The following is a 19962-nucleotide window of genomic DNA, read 5'->3' as shown; positions in this document are numbered from 1 at the left end:
CAAGCCTATGGCTCCAGATGGTCGACTCCGCCCGATAGCGCGAACCCATCGAGGGGTATGGACGCAGTGGCCGCGCGCGCTGTACCTGGTGCGGGGTCGCAGGCCGGTCGGACCGGCCCCGGACACCGCGGGTGACCGGACGGACGCGAAGGGGGTAGCCGGATGCCAGGGGCGCAGCAGTCGAGGGTGCGGGTCGCCCGCCGGATCGCCACGGCCGCGGCGTACGGCGGCGGCGGGCTGGGCCTGCTGGGCGCCGGGCTGGCCGGGTTGCTGATCACCGAGAGCCGGCTCGCGGTGCGCGCGGTCGGCCTGCTGGAGGGCGACCCGCCGCGGGCCGACGGCGTCTACGGGGACGGCCTGGCCGACCAGAGCAGCGCCGAGCAGGAGCCGCTGGTGCTCGCCTTCCTCGGCGACTCCACCGCGGTGGGCCTGGGGGTGCGGCGCAGCCGGGAGACGCCGGGGGCCCTGCTGGCCACCGGACTGGCGGCGGTGGCCGAGCGGCGGGTCAGGCTGGTCAACGTCGCGGTCTCCGGTGCCCGTTCCGACGACCTGGCGCGCCAGGTGCGGCTCGCGATGGCGGCCCGCCCCGAGGTCGCGGTGATCATCATCGGGGCCAACGACGTGACCCGGCACACCCCGGCCGCCCAGGCGGTGCGCCAGCTCGGCGAGGCGGTGCGGGACCTGCGGATGCTCGGCTGCGAGGTGGTGGTCGGCACCTGCCCGGATCTGGGCACCATCAAGCCGGTCCGGCCGCCGCTGCGCTGGCTGGCCCGGCGGGTGAGCCGGCAGCTGGCGGCGGCGCAGACCATCGCGGTGGTGGAGGCCGGCGGGCGCACCGTCTCGCTCGGCTCGCTGCTCGGGCCCGAGTTCGCCGCGCGCCCCGAGATGTTCGCCTCCGACCGCTTCCACCCCTCCGCCCAGGGCTACGCGACGGCCGCGATGGCGGTGCTGCCCTCGCTGTGCGCCGCGCTCGACCTCTGGCCGCAGGCCGCCGAGGAGGAGCCGGCCACCCGCCGGGAGGCGGTGCTGCCGATGGCGGTGGCCGCGGCGACGGCGGCCGGGCGCTCGGGCACCGAGGTGGCCGGCGCCTCGGCCGGGGCCGGCGGCAGCCGCTGGGCGCTGGTCAAGCACCGGCTGCGGCTGGCCCTGCCGCAGCCCTCGCCGGTCGCCGCGGCGACGGACGACGCCGCGGCGACCGACGACGGGGAGTCGGCCAGTTCACACCCGGGCACAGATGACGTACGCGCTACTTGGGAGTAACTTTCCTCTCCGTAGCAGCCGGACACGCACCCAGGAGCCGTCATGCCCGAAGCCGTCATCGTCAGCGCCGCCCGTTCGCCGATCGGCCGCGCCTTCAAGGGCTCGCTCAAGGACGTCCGCCCGGACGACCTGACGGCGCAGATCATCGCCGCCGCACTGGCCAAGGTCCCGGAGCTGGACCCGCGCCAGATCGACGACCTGATGCTCGGCTGCGGCCTGCCCGGCGGCGAGCAGGGCCACAACCTGGCCCGGATCGTCGCGGTCCAGATGGGCATGGACTACCTGCCCGGCACCACCATCACCCGGTACTGCTCCTCCTCGCTGCAGACCACGCGGATGGCGCTGCACGCGATCAAGGCGGGCGAGGGCGACATCTTCGTCTCGGCCGGCGTGGAGACCGTCTCGCGCTCGATCAACGGCACCTCGGACGGGATGCCGAACACCCAGAACCCGGTCTTCGCCGATGCGGTGGCCCGCACCGCCAAGCGCGCCGAGGAGGGCGGCGGCGAGTGGCACGACCCGCGGGAGGACGGCCTGCTGCCGGACGCCTACATCGCGATGGGCCAGACCGCCGAGAACCTGGCCGCGCTCAAGGGCATCACCCGCGCCGACCAGGACGCCTTCGGGGTGCGCTCGCAGAACCTGGCCGAGGCCGCGCTCAAGGCCGGCTTCTGGCAGCGCGAGATCACCCCGGTCACCACGCCGGACGGCACCGTGGTCTCGGCCGACGACGGCCCGCGCGCCGGGGTCACGCTGGAGGGCGTCCAGGGCCTCAAGCCGGTCTTCCGCCCCGACGGCACGGTCACCGCGGGCAACTGCTGCCCGCTGAACGACGGCGCCGCGGCACTGGTCGTGATGTCCGACACCAAGGCGCGCGAGCTGGGCATCACGCCGCTGGCCCGGGTCGTGTCGACCGGCGTCTCGGCGCTGTCCCCCGAGATCATGGGCTACGGCCCGGTCGAGGCCTCCCGGCAGGCGCTCAAGCGGGCCGGCCTGACCATCGACGACATCGACCTGGTGGAGATCAACGAGGCCTTCGCGGCCCAGGTCATCCCCTCCTACCGGGACTTGGGCATCGACCTGGACAAGCTGAACGTCAACGGCGGTGCGATCGCGGTCGGCCACCCCTTCGGCATGACCGGCGCCCGGATCACCACCACGCTGATCAACTCCCTGCAGTGGCACGACAAGCAGTTCGGCCTGGAGACGATGTGCGTGGGCGGCGGGCAGGGCATGGCCATGGTGATCGAGCGGCTGAGCTGAGACGCAGCGGACCCACCCGGCTCGCCACTCGTTTGGCATAACAGAGCGTAATTGAGGGCCAGATCACCCCGCGGGGTCCGATCTGGCCCTCAACTCGTTGTTCCGGCCATCGACTTCGACCCCCCGCAGTCGTGCAACTGCGCAGCGTACACCAGCACGCCCTTGAATTTTTGGACAATGACCAACGTCACGGACATTTCGGACATCTTCCACTGCAGCACCACCCACCCATACGGCAGTGTGGAGACGTTCCCCTGTTCCACTCCCCGCGAGGAGTACGTTCCGTGAGCGCCGTCTATGTCACCCTGCTGCTGATCCTGATCGTCGTCTCGTCGGCCGTCCTGCTCCAGCTGCGCGCCCTGCGCCGGCTGACCGCCGCCCGGCTCACCGCGCCCGCCCCCGTGGACGAGGACGCGATACGCCGCGCCGTCGCCGACGCGCTGGCCGCCGACCGGGAGCGGGAGATCGCCGAGGCCCGGGCGTTCTGGGCCGAGCAGGAGGCCCGGGCGGCCGAGGACGACCCGCTGCTGGACACCCCCTTCGCGGGCGCGCCGGGCGAGTTGGGGCACGGCCTGAGCGGTCTGAGCGGCCTGGGCCCGGTGGAGACCTGGCCGATCTTCTTCCCGCGGCCCACCGGCCCCGAGGATGCGGTGGACAACGCGGGCACCATGGACCCGGCCTTCGGCGAGGCGCTGCGCTCGGCGCTGGAGGACATGATCAGCGACAGCGGCTCGCTGGCCGCGCCCGGCACCCCGGGCGGCCACCCCGCCGGTCACCCGGGCAGCCACCCCGGCCAGGGCGCGCCGAACGGCGAGGGCAACGACGCCCGGGCCGCGCGCGAGGCCGACCTGCTGGCCACCGGCCTGGAGGCGGGCCTGCTCGACCCGGACCCGGCCGCCGGGGCCGAGCCCGCCGCCGCCCCCGACCCGCGCCGCCACCCCTCGCACCCCGACTTCGTGCCCAGCCAGGCCCCGTCCCGCGAGTGGACCGACACCCGGCTGACCGCGCTCGCCGAGGAGCGGGTCGCGCTGACCGACGTGCGCCCCGGCCCGCTCGGCACGCTGGACGTCTACGCCTTCGCGGACGGCACCACGCTCTGCGTGGCCCCCGGCGACCGGGAGGCCGCCTACCGGCTGATCGACGCGGTCCGGGCCGGCGAGGACGTCCGGCTGCTCGGCGGCTCGCGGTTCTCCGGCTCGTACTCGCTGACCTTCTCCACCGACGAGGAGGCCGTCTACGTACTGGCCGACCGTGTGGTGGCCAGCATCTGACGCACCGTCGGACACTTCCCCCGCCGGCGGCCCGGTGGCCCAGGGGCTGACGGCGTCAGCCGCAGAGCGCGCCGACCTCGGCGACCGCCGCAGCCGCCCGGGCCAGCACCTCGCCGGCGTCGGGCCCCGGGGCGTCGAGTGCCGCCGGGAACGGCGAGGGCGTGACCAGCGCGGTGACCAGGTCGTGGCCGGCCACCGCGAGTTGGTCGCCGACCGCGAAGACGCCCGCGTCCGGCACGGTCCGGGCCGCGGCCCGCGGCCCCTCCTCCAGCCGTTGCGCCGCATCCGCCAACTGCTGTGCCAGCGCCAGCGCGGCAGCCGCGCGCGAGGCGTGACCGGGTACCGCACCGAGCAGCCTGCTCTGCGGCATCGCACGGAACCGGTCCGCCAGCCGCTCGACGGACTCCACGAACTCGGCCAGCGCCTCTTCACCCATGCCGGGAGCCTAGCCCCCCGCCCGCACCGCCCCGGACCCGCCCGGGGCCCCGCTCCGCGACGCGGAGCGGGGCCCGGTGGCACGCGGCCCGACCGGCGGTCGGTCAGTCGTCGCCGCGCAGGATGGCGATCAGCCGCAGCATCTCCAGGTAGATCCAGACCAGCGACAGGGTCAGCCCGAAGGCCGCCCGCCAGGACTCCCGCCGCGGCGCACCGCCGCGGATCGCCTGCTCCACCGCCGCGAAGTCCAGCGACAGGAAGAACGCGCCGAGGCAGATGCCGACCAGGCCGACCACGATCCCGAGCGGACCGGAGTTCAGGCCCAGCGAGGCGCCGAACAGCGAGGCCACCAGGTTCACCAGCATCAGCAGCACGAACCCGAGGGCGATCGCCAGGCCGACCCGGGTGTACCGCTCGGTGACCTTGATCCGGCCCGTCCGGTAGGCGATCAGCATGCCCGCGAAGACGGCGGCCGTGCCGAGCACCGCCTGGAGGGCGATGCCCGGCAGGAGCGTGTCGAGGACCTTCGTCAGGGCGCCCAGGAAGAAGCCCTCCAGCGCCGCATAGAGCAGCACCAGGACCGGACTGACGCTGCGTCGGAAGCTGACCACCAGCCCGACCACGAGGGCCCCCAGCGCGGCCGCCCCCGCGATCCGGAAGCTCGCCTCCGGCAGCGCGAACCAGGCCACCGCGCCCGCCGCCACCACCGTGAGCAGGGTGAGCGCGGTACTGACGACCACGTCGTCGATGGTCATCCGGCCGGTGGCGCGCGGCCCGGCGGCCGGCGCGGCGTACAGCTCCTCCAAGTGCTCGGCCGTGAGCGGCTGGTCGTACCGCCCCGCGTCGTGCCGGGTGCCGCCGAACCCGGCGTATCCGGTGCCGCGGCTGAACGATCCCTCCCGCGAGAAGACCGGGTTGCTGCTTCTCATGCTCTTCCTCCCAGGGCGGCACGTCGCCACCCGCCGGGCCAATGGTAATGCGTTGGTAAAGGAAACGGCATGATCCGCGAAAGCGTTCCCGGACGGCACGAAGAACCCCCAGGTCGGTGAGCCGGCCTGGGGGTGCGGTATTCCTGGCTGATCCTGGTCGTCCTGCGGGTGGTGCCCGGAGCCGGACTCGAACCGGCACGGCCTCGCGGCCAAGCAGTTTTAAGCTGCCCGTGTCTGCGTTCCACCATCCGGGCGGGGACCACTGGGCCCGTGTGTGGGCTACCCCTGAGCCTAGTCGTCCCGATCCCTCTCGCGCATGTTCCCAGCCATGGAAGTTGTCATGTTTCCTTGCCATCTGACGAACAGTCTGCGATCCGGCCACCCGAAGCACTGAAATCGGCCATCAGGGGTCGTGTCATACCGCAGGAGGAGATCGGCGGTCCCGGGTCAACCTCGCGGTCAGCCCGTAACCCTCCATCGGGGCGACCAAACGGCCCAAAGTCCACTGGAGCATGGAGGTATCCCCGAGTGAACCGCCGTCGCCCGACGGCCGACCCCCAGGAGTGCCCCGTGACCACGACCGCAGCCGCCGTCCGCACCGACCGGGCCGCTGCCCGGGCGACCGGCCTGAACAAGGTCTACGGCTCCGGCGAGACCCGGGTGGTCGCGCTGGAGAACGTGGACATCGAGTTCCGGCAGGGTGAGTTCACCGCGATCATGGGGCCCTCCGGCTCCGGCAAGTCAACCCTGATGCACTGCATGGCCGGGCTGGACGCGGTCACCTCCGGGTCCGCCACCATCGGCGACGTCGAGCTGGTCGGGCTGAAGGACAAGCAGCTGACGCAGCTGCGCCGGGACAAGATCGGCTTCGTCTTCCAGGCGTTCAACCTGCTGCCGACCCTGACCGCGCTGGAGAACATCACGCTGCCGATGGACATCGCGGGGCGCAAGGTGGACAAGGCCTGGCTGGACGCGGTGGTGGAGACGGTGGGCCTGTCCGGTCGCCTGTCGCACCGGCCCAGCCAGCTCTCCGGCGGCCAGCAGCAGCGCGTGGCCTGCGCCCGCGCCCTGGCCGGCAAGCCGGACATCATCTTCGCCGACGAGCCCACCGGCAACCTGGACTCGCGCTCCGGCGCCGAGATCCTCGCCTTCCTGCGCAACTCGGTGCGCGAACTGGGCCAGACCGTGGTGATGGTGACCCACGACCCGGTCGCGGCCAGCTACGCGGACCGGGTGGTCTTCCTGGCCGACGGCCGGATCGTGGACGAGCTGACCGCACCCACCGCGGACACCGTGCTGGACCGGATGCGCCGCTTCGAGGCCAAGGGCCGGACCAGCTGAGCCTCTCGGCACCCCCGTCCCCGCGCCCGCACATCTGACCCCTGGACTCCCCATGTATCGCACCGCACTGCGCAATGTGCTGGCCCACAAGGGCCGGCTGCTGATGACGGCGCTCGCCGTGCTGCTCGGCACCGCCTTCGTGGCCGGCACCATGGTCTTCTCCGACACCTTCGGTTCGGCCCTGAGCAACAGCTACTCGAAGAGCTACTCCGACCTCTCCGTCCAGGTCACCGACCGCGCCTCGCAGTCCACCGCCGGCGACAGCGGCACCGGCAAGAGCGCGGCCACCGGCCCGCAGCTGACCGCGGCCACCGTCGACCGGCTCGCCGCGCTGCCGGGCGCGGCCCAGGTGCGCGGCACGGCCGAGAACTTCGCCGCCGTCGCCGACAAGCACGGCAAGGCGCTGGGTCAGGGCCTGGGCTCCTACGGCGCCAACTACGTGCCGAACAGCAGCGGTGCGGACAGCCGCTACCCGATGGCGCAGGGCCGGGGCCCGCAGAAGTCCGGTGAGATCGCGCTGGACCAGCAGAGCGCCGACAAGGCCGGCTACCGGATCGGCGACACCGTGCGGGTGGCCACCAACGGCCCGGCCATGGACACCACGCTGACCGGCATCTTCACCACCGACGACCCCAACGTGGAGTCCGGCGACCCGCTGGTGCTCTTCGACACCGCCACCGCCCAGCGCCTGCTGCTGACGCCGGGCCAGTTCTCCGAGATATCGGTCACCGCCAAGCCCGGCACCAGCCAGGAGGCGCTGCTGGACCAGGTCCTGCCGGTGCTGCCGCACAGCAACTCGGTCACCGCCGAGACCGCCGCCCAGCTGCAGGCCGACCAGCGCACCCAGGTCGACAAGCAGATGTCCAGCGTGCGCACCATGCTGCTGGCCTTCGCCGGCATCTCGCTCTTCGTCGGCATCTTCATCATCGCCAACACCTTCTCCATGCTGGTCGCCCAGCGCACCCGGGAGCTGGCGCTGCTGCGCGCGATCGGCGCCAGCCGCAAGCAGGTCACCCGCTCGGTGCTGCTGGAGGCGCTGCTGATCGGTGCGTTCTCCTCGGTGGCGGGCCTGCTCGCGGGCATCGGCATCGGCGCGGGGATGCAGTCGCTGATCGGCCACCTGGGCAGCGGCACCACCCCCTCGGGCCCGCTGGTGATCTCCCCCACCACGGTGCTCACCGCACTGGTGGTCGGTGTGCTGGTCACGGTGGTCTCGGCGCTGCTGCCGGCCCGCCGCGCCTCCCGGATCGCTCCGGTGGCCGCGATGGCCAGCGGCGACCAGCCGGCCACCCAGAAGGGGCTGGTGGTGCGCAACAGCATCGGCGGCGTGATCACCGGCGGCGGCCTGGCGCTGATCCTGTGGGGCGCCTCGGCCGGCACCAGCGGCAAGTGGATCGTGGCCGGCGGCGCGGTGGCCACGCTGATCGGGACCTTCATCCTGACCCCGCTGCTCTCCCGCCCGCTGATCGCGCTGATCGGCCCGGCCCTGGGCAAGCTGTTCGGCGTCTCCGGCAAGCTGGCCCGGCAGAACGCGGTGCGCAACCCGCGCCGCACCGCCGCCACCGCCTCGGCGCTCACCATCGGCCTGACCCTGGTCAGCGCGCTGACCGTGCTGGCCGCCTCGATGAACGGGTGGCTGGACAAGGAGATCAGCAGCTCGCTGAAGGCCGACTACACGGTGCAGATGTCCAACGGCCTGCACGTCTCGCAGGCCATCGCCGAGCAGGTTGCCAGGACCCCGGGCGTCGCGGCCTCCTCCCCGGTGAACGACACCTACCTCAACCTCGACGGCCAGGACCAGTCGGTCACCGGCGTCGACCCTGCCCAGGTGCCGCAACTGCTCACGCTGACCATGCAGAGCGGTTCCTTCGCCGCGCTGGGCCAGGGTCAGCTGCTGGTCGACGCGAACACGGCCAAGAGCCGGCACCTGGCCGTGGGGAGCACCCTGCCCGCCGCGTTCCCGGACAGCGGCACCGGCACCGGCACCCTCACGGTCGGCGGGATCTACACCACCAACCCGCTGATCAACTCGTCGGCCATGATCAGCAACGCGGTCCTGTCCGCCCACGGCGTCCGGCCCACCTACAACCAGGTGCTGGTGAAGGGGGCGCACGGCGAGAACAGCACGCTGGAGCAGGCGCTGGTGTCCGCCGGCGGGAACAACCCGCTGATCCAGGTGCAGAGCCAGCAGGACATGCGCAACGAGCTGAACTCGGTCATCACCTTCGCGCTGAACATGCTCTACGGCCTGCTGGCCATGTCGGTCCTGGTGGCCGTGCTGGGCGTGGTGAACACCATGGCGATGTCGGTCTTCGAGCGCAAGCGCGAGATCGGGATGCTGCGGGCGATCGGGCTGAACCGTCCGGCGGTCAAGCGGATGGTCCAGCTGGAGTCGGTGGTGATCTCGCTCTTCGGCGCGGTGCTGGGCCTGGGCCTGGGCTGCTTCCTGGCCTGGGCGGTGGCCGGCACGCTGAAGGACGACCTCTCCGGCCTGACCACCGTGCTGCCCTACGGCAAGCTGCTGGTCTTCCTGGCGCTGGCCGGGCTGGTGGGCCTGGTGGCCGCGATCTGGCCCTCCCGGCGGGCGGCCAAGCTCGACATCCTGGACAGCATCAAGGCGGCCTGACCCGGCTGGGGGCCGGTCCGCCGGACCGGCCCCCAGCGGTGAACGGCAAGAAGGCCCCGGCCGGTGGTCCTCTCCACCGGCCGGGGCCTTCTCGTGTCCTGCAGATCCTGCTGGTACCGCTGGTCCTGCTTGTTCGTACTCCGCCCGGTCGCACGGCCGGCTGAGCACCACGGAGGTCGTGGTCCGGCGACACTGCCGGGCGGAGGGCCTCCGACTCACACCCCGGCTCCCTACTGCCGGGGTCAGTCGCTGCTTACTTGCTCGCGAGCGCCTTGTCGGCCTGGTCCGCCTTGCCGTCCACCGGCGCGGCCGGCTTCGGGACGACGACGGGGGTGACCTCCTGGAAGGCGCCGAACGGCTTCTCCATCTCCGAGAGGCCGACCGTCTCGCGCTTGAGGAACATCGCGAGCGTCCAGTCGGTGAAGACCCGGATCTTGCGGTTCATGGTCGGCACCCGGCTGCCGTGGTACAGGCGGTGGAACCACCAGGCCGGACGGCCCTTCAGCTTGTACTTGCCGAAGAGGATCGCCACACCCTTGTGCAGGCCCAGACCGGCGACCGCACCGAGGTTCTTGTGCTTGTACTCGGCCTGCGGGAAGCCCCGCATGCCGGAGATCACGTTGTCGCCGAGCACGATCGCCTGACGCACCGCGTGCTGGGCGTTCGGCGGGCACCAGGCGCCCTCGCCGACGGCGAGGTCCGGCACCTGGGCGTTGTCGCCGGCGGCCCAGACGTAGTCGAAGCCCTGGACCTGCAGGGTCGGGGCGGTGTCGACGTGACCACGCGGGCCCAGCGGCAGACCGAAGCTGGCCACGGCCGGGTTGGGCTTGACGCCCGCGGTCCACACGATGGTGGAGGCGTCGGCCTCGATGCCGTTCTTCAGCACGACGTGGCCGTCGATGCAGGAGTCCATCGAGGTCTCGATGTAGATCTCGATGTTGCGCTCTTCGAGCTTCTGCTTGGTCCACAGGCCGAGGTCCGGGCCCATCTCGGGCAGGATCCGGTTGGCCGCCTCGACCAGGATGAAGCGCATGTCGTCGCGGCTGACGGTCTTGTAGATCTTCGCCGCGTCCCGCGCCATGTCCTCGACCTCGGCGATGGTCTCGACGCCGGCGAAGCCGCCGCCGATGATCACGAAGGTGAGGGCCTTGCGCCGGATCTCGGGGTCCGCGGTGGACTCCGCCTTGTCCAGCTGCGCCATGACGTGGTTGCGGAGGCTGATCGCCTCTTCGACCGTCTTCATGCCGATGCCGTGCTCGGCCAGGCCGGGGATCGGGAAGGTGCGGGAGACCGAGCCGGTGGCCACGACGAGGTAGTCGAAGGGCAGCTCGTAGGTGTCGCCGGCCAGCGGCGCGATGGTGGCGACCTTGCGCGCGTGGTCCACCTCGGTCACGTGACCGGTGAGCACCTCCGCGTTCTTCAGGGCGCTGCGCAGCGGCGCGACGAGGTTGCGAGGCGCGACGTTGCCGCCGGCCGCCTCGGGAAGGAAGGGCAGGTACGTCATGTACGACCGCGGGTCGACGACCGTGACGGTCGCCTCCCCGTAGCGCATCTTCTTGAGGATGCGCATCGCGGCATACAGGCCGACGTAACCACCGCCGACAATGAGGATGCGAGGACGCTCCGTGGTGCTCATATCGGAAAGTATCCAGCACCGTTCGGAGCACCCATCGTGAGGCCCGTCACAACCGTCTGGACAGCCTCTGCTACACTGCCCGCCCCCGTCCGGGCCCCTGAGGGTGGGTCAGCGGGCCCCCGCCCGGACCGTCCGGAGGCTCGGCCTCCGGCGCCCCGGTTGAGCAGCAACGATCCGGCTTCCAGCGATGCGACCGAGCGCTGTTTCGATTCCACCGGCCGATCCGAAGCCCCGCCTGGGATCCAGCGGGCAAGCCCGGTCGGCGGCCTTCGGTCCCACCAATCAGGACGAACCGCCCATCGGAGTGCGCCGAAAGGCGGGATCGCCATGTGAAGAAATTCACGAAGGTTTTTCGCGGCGCCGCGCCCGTCGCACGATCAAGGAGCCCGCAGCGGCCCTTCCGGTCTCTCTCCGCAGCCCACCGGTCTCTCTCCGCAGCCTCGGCGGACCAGTGGCGCCCGGCCCGTCGGGGACTCCGCAGGGTCCCGGCGGGCCTTCGGAACGACCGTCAGCCGGCCACGCTCCAGGCGATCCCGTCCAGGATGTCGTGCTCGCTGACCACCAGCTCCGCGGCCCCGGTCCGCTCCATGATCGACAGGAGCACCAGCGCGCCGGCCCCGATCACGTCCACCCGGCCCGGGTGCATGACCGGGATCGCGGCCCGCTCGGCGTGGGTGCTGCGCAGCAGCCGCCCGGTCACCTCGCGCACCTGCGCCAGCGTGAGCCGCGAGTGGTGCACCGCCTGCGAGTCGTAGGCGGGCAGGTCCAGCGCGATGGCGGCGACCGTGGTGACGGTGCCGGCCAGGCCCACCAGCGAGGCGGCCTCGGTCAGCGGCACCACCTCGGCGGCCAGGTCCAGCGCCGCCTCGATGTCGGCCCTGGCCGCCGCGATCCGCTCCTCGGTCGGCAGCTCGACGCCGGCGAAGTGGCGCTCCGTCAGCCGCACGCAGCCGATGTCCACCGAGCGCGCGGCCTGCACCCGCCCGCCACCCAGCACGAACTCGGTCGAGCCGCCGCCCAGGTCGAAGACCAGGTAGGGGGCGGGCACCGCGGGCAGGCCGGTGAGCTCCTTGGTGGCGCCGGTGAAGGAGAGCTGGGCCTCCTCGTCGCCGCTGACCACCTCGGGCTCGACCCCCAGGATCTCGCGCACGCCCTTGGTGAACTCGGCGGCGTTCTCCGCGTCCCGGGAGGCGCTGGTGGCCACGAAGCGGGTGCGCTCCGGGCCCACGCCGTACTCGGCGATGACGGCCGCGTACTCGCGGCAGGCTGCGAAGGTGCGCTCCAGCGCCTCGGGGGCCAGCCGCCCGGTGCGGTCCACGTCCTGGCCGAGCCGCACGATCAGCATCCGGCGGTCCAGGTCGGTGATCTCGCCGGTGCGCGGATCGAGGTCCGCGATCAGCAGGCGGATCGAGTTGGTGCCGCAGTCGACCGCGGCGACCCGGGTGGCCGTCATTCCTGCTCCTCCTGCTGCTCGCGCTTGGCCGCGCGCTCCGCGGTCTTCTGCTCCTTGGCGGCGATCACGGCCGCGTGGTCCTCCTGCTGGGCCCGCTGGGCCTCGAGGGCGGCGATGCCGCTCTCGACGGCCTGCTCGCTCACGCAGGGGCCCTTGCGCCACCACTCGGGCAGCATCGCGAGCGCCTCGTCCCCCAGCGGGTTGACGCCGGGTCCGGCCGCCAGCGAGTGGCCGACCAGCACGTGCAGGCACTTCACCCGGTCCGGCATGCCGCCGGCCGACGGGAAGCCCTCCAGCACCTCGATGGCGTCACGGCGGGCGATGTAGTCCTCGTGCGCCTTCTGGTAGGCCGCCGCCAGCTCCGGGTCCTCGGCCAGCCGCGCGGTCTGATCCTTCATCACCCCGTCCGCCTCCAGGGTGCCGATCAGCGAGGCGGCCTTGGGGCAGGTCAGGTAGTAGAGGGTCGGGAACGGGGTGCCGTCGGGCAGCCGGGGAGCGGTCTCCACCACGTCGGGGTTGCCGCACGGGCAGCGGTGCGCCACCGCCCGGGTGCCGCGCGGGACGCGCCCGAGCTGGGCCGCCACCGCGGCGAGGTCGCGATCGGCGACCGGCTCGTCCTTGGCGGGCTGGGCGGCGGCGCTCTGGTTCTCAGTGCTCATCAGTTCTGCAGTCTTCTCACGGGGCGGGAGCCCCAGACGGGGCGGGGGTGGGGGCAGGGGCGGCAGCCGCGTCCACCGAGTCCCAGACGGCGGCGTACCAGGGCTTGGCCGCCTTCGCGGCGGCCTGCGGGGACCCGGCGCCGGCGGGCTGGGGGGGCGTGGCCGAGGGGGTGGGGTCGATGGAGACGAACGGGGTCTCGCCGGGCAGCGCGTAGTGCAGGCGCTCGCGGGCCTGGGCCTTGACGAACATCGGGTCCTGCCAGCGGGCCCACTCGGTCTTCAGCTGTTCCACCTGCTGGCGGGCCTGCTCGGCCTTGACCCGCTGGTCGCTGATCTGGGCGCGCTGGTTCATGAACTGCCGGGTCGGGTAGGCGAGGATCGCCACCAGCGAGCAGAGCACCAGGACCAGCACGGTGGCCCGGGAGGTGAACCGCGGCCGGCCGGCCAGGCCCGGGATCTTCCAGCGTGCCATCTCCTGACCCCTCCCGATCCGTCCGCTCGTACCGGCCCCAGTCGTGCCGGTGCCCCGGCGTCCACCCTACGGGGCGACGGCCGGGGCATCGGTCAGGCGTGCTGCGAGGGCGGTGCTCAGCCCTCGGGTTCAGCCCTCGAACTTCCGGTGCTCACTGGTCCGCGAAGCGGAACCGCGGGAAGGCCGCGCGACCCGCGTACTCGGCGGCGTCGTCGAGGATCTCCTCGATGCGCAGCAGCTGGTTGTACTTCGCGACGCGCTCGGAGCGGGCCGGGGCGCCGGTCTTGATCTGGCCGCAGTTGGTGGCGACGGCCAGGTCGGCGATGGTGACGTCCTCGGTCTCGCCGGAGCGGTGCGACATCATGCAGCGGTAGCCGTTGCGCTGGGCCAGCTCGACGGCGTCCAGGGTCTCGGTCAGCGAGCCGATCTGGTTCACCTTCACCAGCAGCGCGTTGGCGGTGCCGGTCTCGATGCCCTGGGCCAGGCGGGCCGGGTTGGTCACGAACAGGTCGTCACCGACCAGCTGGACCTTGGCGCCCAGCTTGTCGGTCATGGCCTTCCAGCCGTCCCAGTCGGACTCGTCCAGCGGGTCCTCGATGGAGACCAGCGGGTAGTTGTCGACCAGGTCGGCGTAGTAGTCGATCAGCTCGGCGGCGGACAGCGGCTTGCCCTCGAACTGGTAGGCGCCGTCCTTGTAGAACTCGGAGGCGGCCACGTCCAGCGCGAGCGCGACGTCCTTGCCGGGCACGTAGCCGGCCTTCTTGATCGCCTCGGTGATCAGGTCCAGCGCCTCGCGGTTGCTGTCCAGGTTCGGCGCGAAGCCGCCCTCGTCGCCCAGGCCGGTGGACAGGCCGCGCTCCTTCAGCACGCCCTTGAGCGTGTGGTACACCTCCACGCCCCAGCGAACGGCCTCGGAGAAGGACTCCGCACCGATCGGCGCGATCATGAACTCCTGGATGTCGACGTTGGAGTCGGCGTGCGACCCACCGTTGAGGATGTTCATCATCGGGACCGGCAGCACGTGCGCGTTCGGGCCGCCCAGGTAGCGGAAGAGCGGCAGGTCGCTGGCCTCGGAGGCGGCGTGCGCGACGGCGAGCGAGACGCCGAGGATCGCGTTGGCGCCCAGCGAGGACTTGTCCGGGGTGGCGTCCAGGTCGAGCATCGCCTGGTCGATCAGCCGCTGCTCGGTGGCGTCGTAGCCGACCAGCTCCGGGCCGATCTGCTCGATCACGGCGAGGACGGCCTTCTCCACGCCCTTGCCGAAGTAGCGGTTCTTGTCACCGTCGCGCAGCTCCAGCGCCTCGAACGCGCCGGTGGAGGCGCCGGACGGGACAGCGGCACGGCCGGTGCTGCCGTCGTCGAGGCCGACCTCGACCTCGACCGTGGGGTTGCCGCGCGAGTCGAGAATCTCACGGGCGACGACGACATCAATGGACGGCACGAGGCATCTCCTAGACGGAAGCGGTCCTGCGGACGTGGAACGGAGTCGTTACGACCAGAGCCTAACCGCACCGGCCGCCCGGGCCGTCCAGGCCTGGGTGCCGTCTCACGGTGTGGCTCGGCTACCCGCGAGTAGTTCACTCGAAAGCGCGCGGGGCGTCGCCGGGGCCACGTTCCGGGGCACCCCGCGCGCTTTCGTCGGCCCGTCAGCCGAAGTGCAGCTGCTGACCCGGCATGATCAGGTTCGGATCGCCGCCCACCGTCGAGTGGTTGGCCTGGTACAGCTGCTGCCAGCCGCCGGTCAGGTGCTGGGCCCGGGCGATGGAGGAGAGGGTGTCGCCGGCCTGCACCGTGTAGCCGTGACCGGCCGGGGCGGCCTGCGCCGCAGCGGCGGGCGCGGCAGGAGCGGGGACCTGGACGGGGGTCTGGACCGGGGCCTGGGCGGGAGCCTGGGCAGGGGCGGCGTACTGGTTGTACACGCTCTGGTGGCTGGTCCAGTACCAGCCGCCGTCCTTCTGGTACCAGAACACCTTGCCGTCCGCGTCCCAGCCGGCCTTCCCCGGGAAGTTCGGCGCGGCCGACTGCTGAGGCTGCGTCTGCTGCTGGGGCTGGGCCTGCTGCTGGGGCTGCGGCTTCGACTGCCGGGTCGCCGACTGCTCCTGCGGCGCGCTCTGCTGCTGGGCCGCGCCCGAGTCGGCGCTCGCGTCGAGGGCGGCCGAGGCGCCGCCCTTGCTCAGCCCGGCCTTGACCGAGCAGACCGGCCAGGCGCCCGGGCCCTGGTCCGCCAGCACCCGCTCGGCGACCGAGATCTGCTGGGCCTTGCTGGCCTGGTTGGCCTGCGCGGCGTACTGGGTGCCGCCGTACGCGGCCCAGGTCGAGGAGGTGAACTGCAGGCCACCGTAGAAACCGTTGCCGCTGTTGATCGACCAGTTGTTGGTGCTTTCGCAGTTGGCGACCTGGTCCCAGACCGAGACCGGTGCGGCGTGCGCGCTGGTCGCGGTGAGCAGCGGAACCGCGAGGCCGACGCCGGCCACGCCGGCCGCGGCGATCGCCTTCTCGGCCTGGGTACGACGGCGGTGCCGGCCATTGCCAGTGAGCAGCATGAAGCTATCCCTCTCCGCACGCCTGCGAGGTGAGCTGTCGGGTTCGGGCCCGTGAGGTTGGCCCGGCCGCTGACGCGGCTTCACCCCTAGCCGTGGGAGACGGCAGAAAATCCTGGGTCCCCCGCCCCTGCCCGGGTGTCGGTCGGTGTCCCGGGAGCGCGACGGGCAGGACTCGGCGTTCCGCACTCCGGGGTTCGCAGCAGCGAACTCCAGGGAGGGTAAGCAGATTGACGGACCGATCACAAGCTCATATCGCGTACATCACATGAAAATTACGGAGCGCGATCGATCGCCTACCAACTGGTCTTGTTTGTCCGGGTTGATGGTCATTCAGGCCGCACCGGACAACGGACTTCGACACGCCGTCAGAGCTGCCGTTCCGTCACTTCGCGGCAGCTTCGGGCGTGAACGAAACAGGGAGTTCGCGCAGGCCGCGCATGATCAGACCGCCACGCCACCGCAGTTCGGCGGGGTCCGCGGCGAGCCGGAGATCGGGCAACCGGGTCAGCAGGGTGGCGAGTGCGGCCTGGCCCTCAAGTCGGGCCAGCGGAGCGCCGATGCAGTAGTGGATGCCGTGCCCGAAGCCGAGGTGCGGGTTGTCCCGGCGGGCCAGGTCAAGGGTGTCGGGGCGCTCGAACCTGGCCGGGTCCCGGTCGGCCGCCGCGAGCACCACCAACACCGGGTCCCCCACCGGGATCCGCACCCCGCCGATGGTCAACGGCTCGGTGGCGAACCGCCAGGTGGCCAGCTCCACCGGGCCGTCGAAGCGCAGCAACTCCTCGACCCCGGTGGCCAGCAGCCCGCTCTCGCCGCGCGCGATGGACTCCTGCAGCCGGGCCCGCTGGAGCGGCTGGTTCATCAGTGAGTACAGGCCGTTGCCGATCAGATTGACCGTGGTCTCGAACCCCGCGAACAGCAGGATGAACGCCATCGCCGCGGCCTCGTTCTCGGTGAGGTGCTCACCGTGGTCGCTGGCCCGGATCAGACCGGAGATCAGGTCGTCCCCGGGGTCGGCCCGCTTGCGGTGGATCAGCTCGGCCAGGTAGGTGCGCATCCGCTTGACCGCGCGCGCCACGCCGCCGCGCGGGCCGCCGCCGTGGCGGATCATCATGCCGGCCCAGTCCCGGAAGTCGTCCTGGTCCTCGGCCGGCACGCCGAGCAGGTCGCAGATCGCGTAGATCGGCAGCGGGAAGGCGAACTCGTGGATCAGGTCGGCCGAGCCGCGGGCCGCGAAGCCGTCGATCAACCGGTCCGTCAGCTGCTGCACCCGGGGCTCGAACTCGGCCACCCTGCGCGGGGTGAAGGCCTTGGAGACCAGGCGGCGCAGCCGGGTGTGGTCGGGCGGGTCGATGTTCAGCAGGTGCGTCATCAGGTCGGCCTGACGCTCCCCCGGGATCCCCACCCGTCCCGTGCGGTGCGCCTGCTCGCTGTGGTGCGCCGGGTTCTTGGAGAGCCGGGCGTCGGCCAGCGCCTGGCGGGCGTCCGCATAACGGGTGACCAGCCAGGCGTCAACCCCGCTCGGCAAGGTGGTGCGGTGCACCGGCGCGTGTTCCCGCAGCCAGGCGTACGCCGGGTAGGGGTCGGCCGCGAACTCCCAGGTGAAGAGGGTGGGCGGGGGCGAATCAGGCTGGTCGGACATGTTCTGACCGTATCCGGTCGCCGCCAGGAGTGAGTCTGGTCACCTGGCGGGTAATCCCTGTTGCGGAGGGTCAGCTGGAGCCTACGATCCTCCGATACGTGGTTGGCGGGCGACGCAGTGCGGCGGTGCCCCCAGGGAGGAGCAGGCCATGCGGGTAGCCGGGGCAGTGGTGGTTATCGCGGTACTCGACGGCGGCGACGGCGACGGGCCGGCCCGTCGGTTCGCCGCGGCGGGCGCCGCCGGCCTGCTGATCGCCGACCCCCGGGTCGGCGTCGCCGAGGACCTGGCCACCGCCCTGGACCGGATCGGCTGCCCGGTGGTCGGCGTCAGCTCCGACATCCACCAGCCGAGCGACATCGCCGCGCTGGTCGACACCGCCGAGAAGCACCTGGGCCCGATCGACCTGTTCTGCGTGGCCGGCCCGGACGGCGAGAAGATCGTCACGATGGCCGAGCTGCCCGGCCGCCTCCACCGCCTCGCCGAGCTGCTCGACCCGCTGAGCGAGGCGATCGGCGAGGCCCTCGGGACGGCGCTCGGCGAGGCCGTCCCGGCCCAGCGGCAGGCCGAGGGCGTCCGCCCGTAGGCAGGCCCTAGGCCGGCAGCCCCTCGGCGGCCCGCACCGCGTCCCGGTAGGCGCGCGCGGCCGCCCGCAGCGCCGCGTCCGGGTCCACCTTCGCGTCGTGGGCCCGCTGCACCACGGCCAGCAGCAGTGCGCCCGCCGACTCCTCGGTCAGCTCGGCCGGCAGCGCGTACGGGGCGTCGGGCACGCCGGTGAAACCGGCCCGGCGCACCCGGGAGACCAGCTTGGCCGCGTACGCCAGGGCCGGCAGGCCCGCCGGCACGCCGTCCAGGACCGACTCCCGGTCCTGCTTCTCGGCGGCCTTGAGCGCCTCCCAGTTGGCCTCCACCTGGTCGGTGGTGGCCGCGTCCGAGTCGCCGAAGACGTGCGGGTGGCGGTAGACCAGCTTGTCGACGATCTCCCCGGCCACCTCGTCGATGGAGAACGGGTCCTCGGCGTGCTCCTCGGCGATCCGGGCGTGGAAGAAGACCTGGAGCAGCACGTCGCCGAGCTCCTCGCGCAGGGTCGCGCGGTCGTCCTGCTCGATCGCCTCGACCAGCTCGTACGCCTCCTCCACCAGGTACTTCACCAGCGAGGCGTGGGTCTGCTCGGCGTCCCAGGGGCAGCCGCCGGGCGAGCGCAGCCGGTCCATCACGGCGACCAGGTCGAGCAGCCGGGCACCGGGCAGGTCGTAGGAGCCCGGCAGCAGCTCGATCTCGGGCGCCTGCCCGGCCTGCTCGACCGCGATCCTGGCCAGCGCGTCGGTCAGCCCCGGGTCGCCGTCCTGGCTGCCCAGGAAGAGCACCGGCGCCCGCCCGGCGAGCAGCCTGGCCAGGGCCGGCGCGCTGTCGCGCGCCACCAGCTCCACGGTCACCCCGGCCTGGGCCAGCGCGGGCAGCTGGGGGTGCGCCGGGTCGGCGGCCAGCACCAGCGGCGCGGCCTGCAGGGCCGACCAGGCGGGCCAGCTGAGCAGGCCGGGGGCGACCCGGTGGGTCGTGGTGAGCAGGGTCAGCTTCGGGGCGTCGATCACGGTGTCCACACCCCCGAACCTACCGCCCGGAGCGGGCCGGCGGGGCGGGCGCGGGGAGTGGTCCGGACGGGGTGGTCAGGAGGCGGCGCCGGACTGGGGCAGCCAGTCCTCGGTGGGGCTGTCCAGCACCGACTGCTGGACGTCCCAGCTGCCGTAGCGCGGGTTGACCGTCACCTTCAGCTCGCTCGCCGCCTCGGCCAGCAGCTGATGGATCGTCTTGTTGCCGTCGGTGGTGCCCAGTTGCTGCCCGCTCTGGGCCACCAGCTTCTGCAGGCCGATCTGCTCGCGGTAGAAGCCGTCGATCTCCCCCGCCGGCACCGCGTGCTTGAGCAGCAGCATCTGCTCCAGCCCCGTCTCGCCGCCCCAGGCCTGCGCCTGGTCGGCCCGGAGCTGGGCCACCTCGGTGTCGCTCACGGACAGCTGGTGCTGGGCCAGCGCGTAGTCGACCACGTCGCCGAAGACCATCCCGGAGACCGTCGCCCCCACCAGGCCGGCCTGCTCCTGGTACTGGCCGCTGGGCAGCTCGGCGGCCTGCGCACGGAACTCGGCCACCCGCGCCTCGACCGCGGCCTCGGTGATCCGGTCCCGGCCCACCACCGCGGCGGCCCCCGGATGCGGTGACTGCGCACCGCAGGCGCTGAGCAGCACTGCCGCCAGCACCACCCCGGCCGCGGGCACCAGGCGGTGTCCGCGGCGGACGGGAACGCGGCGAGCGGCAAAGCGGTGGACGGAGCTGCTGCGGATCACGCGGGGCCTCCCGGGCGGGGCTGCGGCGACGTCTGACTCCTGACGGGACACGACAATAGAGAGCCCGCCCGCCCGTTGCCCAGATGTTGCACCGAACGA

General features: G+C 72.4%; 16 protein-coding genes, 1 tRNA gene, 1 pseudogene and 1 riboswitch. Of the genes and pseudogenes, 6 read left to right on the top strand and 12 right to left on the bottom strand.

The annotated features are described in order from the left end of the window. Positions 1–162: 162 nt before the first annotated feature. The 3 genes from OG500_RS22900 (at position 163) to OG500_RS22890 (ending at position 3794) form a co-directional block, all read left to right on the top strand. Positions 163–1260, top strand: coding sequence for an SGNH/GDSL hydrolase family protein (locus tag OG500_RS22900; RefSeq protein WP_329582992.1), 1098 nt, complete (start codon positions 163–165; stop codon positions 1258–1260). Positions 1261–1302: 42 nt separating this feature from the next. Next, the gene (locus OG500_RS22895) at positions 1303–2523 is read left to right on the top strand and encodes an acetyl-CoA C-acetyltransferase (RefSeq protein WP_327068562.1); all 1221 of its coding nucleotides are present in this window, start codon (positions 1303–1305) and stop codon (positions 2521–2523) included. A gap of 401 nt (positions 2524–2924) precedes the next feature. Further along, on the top strand, positions 2925–3794 hold the full coding sequence (locus tag OG500_RS22890; protein WP_442907147.1) for a hypothetical protein: 870 nt from the start codon (positions 2925–2927) through the stop codon (positions 3792–3794). 55 nt (positions 3795–3849) lie between these two features. Here the strand turns inward: OG500_RS22890 and OG500_RS22885 are convergent, their stop codons facing one another. From OG500_RS22885 to OG500_RS22875, 3 genes are all read right to left on the bottom strand, one after another. Further along, the gene (locus tag OG500_RS22885) at positions 3850–4230 is read right to left on the bottom strand and encodes a hypothetical protein (RefSeq protein ID WP_327068560.1); all 381 of its coding nucleotides are present in this window, start codon (positions 4228–4230) and stop codon (positions 3850–3852) included. Between the two features lie 103 nt (positions 4231–4333). Next, positions 4334–5158, bottom strand: coding sequence for a Bax inhibitor-1/YccA family protein (locus OG500_RS22880; protein ID WP_329582986.1), 825 nt, complete (start codon positions 5156–5158; stop codon positions 4334–4336). Positions 5159–5327: 169 nt separating this feature from the next. Then, positions 5328–5412, bottom strand: a tRNA-Leu gene (locus OG500_RS22875). A gap of 316 nt (positions 5413–5728) precedes the next feature. Between OG500_RS22875 and OG500_RS22870 the strand changes: the two genes are divergently transcribed. Together OG500_RS22870 and OG500_RS22865 are read left to right on the top strand one after the other, a co-directional pair. Continuing rightward, positions 5729–6499, top strand: coding sequence for an ABC transporter ATP-binding protein (locus tag OG500_RS22870; RefSeq protein WP_327068558.1), 771 nt, complete (start codon positions 5729–5731; stop codon positions 6497–6499). A 52-nt stretch (positions 6500–6551) separates the two neighbouring features. Next, the gene (locus OG500_RS22865; RefSeq protein WP_329582983.1) at positions 6552–9125 is read left to right on the top strand and encodes an ABC transporter permease; all 2574 of its coding nucleotides are present in this window, start codon (positions 6552–6554) and stop codon (positions 9123–9125) included. Between the two features lie 253 nt (positions 9126–9378). Here the strand turns inward: OG500_RS22865 and OG500_RS22860 are convergent, their stop codons facing one another. The 7 genes and pseudogenes from OG500_RS22860 to OG500_RS22830 form a co-directional block, all read right to left on the bottom strand. Then, positions 9379–10761: an NAD(P)/FAD-dependent oxidoreductase gene (locus OG500_RS22860; protein WP_327068556.1), complete on the bottom strand. Its 1383-nt coding sequence runs from the start codon at positions 10759–10761 to the stop codon at positions 9379–9381. 508 nt (positions 10762–11269) lie between these two features. Next, positions 11270–12214 (bottom strand): Ppx/GppA phosphatase family protein, encoded by a 945-nt coding sequence (locus OG500_RS22855; RefSeq protein ID WP_329582980.1) that lies wholly within the window; start codon positions 12212–12214, stop codon positions 11270–11272. A 122-nt stretch (positions 12215–12336) separates the two neighbouring features. Next, positions 12337–12873, bottom strand: a pseudogene (locus tag OG500_RS22850) (DUF501 domain-containing protein); the annotation flags it as partial. Between the two features lie 16 nt (positions 12874–12889). After that, the gene (locus tag OG500_RS22845; protein WP_327068553.1) at positions 12890–13345 is read right to left on the bottom strand and encodes an FtsB family cell division protein; all 456 of its coding nucleotides are present in this window, start codon (positions 13343–13345) and stop codon (positions 12890–12892) included. A gap of 151 nt (positions 13346–13496) precedes the next feature. After that, positions 13497–14786: a phosphopyruvate hydratase gene (eno, locus tag OG500_RS22840; RefSeq protein WP_327068552.1), complete on the bottom strand. Its 1290-nt coding sequence runs from the start codon at positions 14784–14786 to the stop codon at positions 13497–13499. Between the two features lie 205 nt (positions 14787–14991). Further along, positions 14992–15888, bottom strand: a complete 897-nt coding sequence (locus OG500_RS22835; RefSeq protein WP_327068551.1) for a LysM peptidoglycan-binding domain-containing protein — start codon at positions 15886–15888, stop codon at positions 14992–14994. Positions 15889–15893: 5 nt separating this feature from the next. After that, positions 15894–16042: riboswitch (cyclic di-AMP (ydaO/yuaA leader) on the bottom strand. Between the two features lie 228 nt (positions 16043–16270). After that, positions 16271–17527 (bottom strand): cytochrome P450 family protein, encoded by a 1257-nt coding sequence (locus OG500_RS22830; protein WP_329582975.1) that lies wholly within the window; start codon positions 17525–17527, stop codon positions 16271–16273. A gap of 148 nt (positions 17528–17675) precedes the next feature. On the opposite strand from OG500_RS22830, the gene OG500_RS22825 reads away from it, so the two are divergent. Next, positions 17676–18110: a hypothetical protein gene (locus tag OG500_RS22825; RefSeq protein WP_327068549.1), complete on the top strand. Its 435-nt coding sequence runs from the start codon at positions 17676–17678 to the stop codon at positions 18108–18110. A 7-nt stretch (positions 18111–18117) separates the two neighbouring features. Here OG500_RS22825 and OG500_RS22820 read toward each other — a convergent pair whose 3' ends face one another. Next, positions 18118–19125, bottom strand: a complete 1008-nt coding sequence (locus tag OG500_RS22820) for a MazG family protein (RefSeq protein ID WP_329582971.1) — start codon at positions 19123–19125, stop codon at positions 18118–18120. Between the two features lie 66 nt (positions 19126–19191). Next, positions 19192–19863 (bottom strand): hypothetical protein, encoded by a 672-nt coding sequence (locus OG500_RS22815; protein ID WP_327068546.1) that lies wholly within the window; start codon positions 19861–19863, stop codon positions 19192–19194. Positions 19864–19962 lie beyond the last annotated feature (99 nt).

Source organism: Kitasatospora sp. NBC_01250 (assembly GCF_036226465.1).
Classification (GTDB): Bacteria; Actinomycetota; Actinomycetes; order Streptomycetales; family Streptomycetaceae; genus Kitasatospora.
This window is presented reverse-complemented; position numbering and strand designations above follow the sequence as displayed.

What these genes read in the sequence shown, in the direction of transcription:
- OG500_RS22880 (WP_329582986.1), bottom strand. Translation starts at nt 5,158, where the DNA reads ATGAGAAGCAGCAACCCGGTCTTCTCGCGGGAGGGATCGTTCAGCCGC.
- OG500_RS22900 (WP_329582992.1), top strand. Translation starts at nt 163, where the DNA reads ATGCCAGGGGCGCAGCAGTCGAGGGTGCGGGTCGCCCGCCGGATCGCC.
- OG500_RS22835 (WP_327068551.1), bottom strand. Translation starts at nt 15,888, where the DNA reads ATGCTGCTCACTGGCAATGGCCGGCACCGCCGTCGTACCCAGGCCGAG.
- OG500_RS22865 (WP_329582983.1), top strand. Translation starts at nt 6,552, where the DNA reads ATGTATCGCACCGCACTGCGCAATGTGCTGGCCCACAAGGGCCGGCTG.
- OG500_RS22895 (WP_327068562.1), top strand. Translation starts at nt 1,303, where the DNA reads ATGCCCGAAGCCGTCATCGTCAGCGCCGCCCGTTCGCCGATCGGCCGC.
- OG500_RS22860 (WP_327068556.1), bottom strand. Translation starts at nt 10,761, where the DNA reads ATGAGCACCACGGAGCGTCCTCGCATCCTCATTGTCGGCGGTGGTTAC.
- OG500_RS22845 (WP_327068553.1), bottom strand. Translation starts at nt 13,345, where the DNA reads ATGGCACGCTGGAAGATCCCGGGCCTGGCCGGCCGGCCGCGGTTCACC.
- OG500_RS22825 (WP_327068549.1), top strand. Translation starts at nt 17,676, where the DNA reads ATGCGGGTAGCCGGGGCAGTGGTGGTTATCGCGGTACTCGACGGCGGC.
- OG500_RS22830 (WP_329582975.1), bottom strand. Translation starts at nt 17,527, where the DNA reads ATGTCCGACCAGCCTGATTCGCCCCCGCCCACCCTCTTCACCTGGGAG.
- OG500_RS22855 (WP_329582980.1), bottom strand. Translation starts at nt 12,214, where the DNA reads ATGACGGCCACCCGGGTCGCCGCGGTCGACTGCGGCACCAACTCGATC.
- OG500_RS22885 (WP_327068560.1), bottom strand. Translation starts at nt 4,230, where the DNA reads ATGGGTGAAGAGGCGCTGGCCGAGTTCGTGGAGTCCGTCGAGCGGCTG.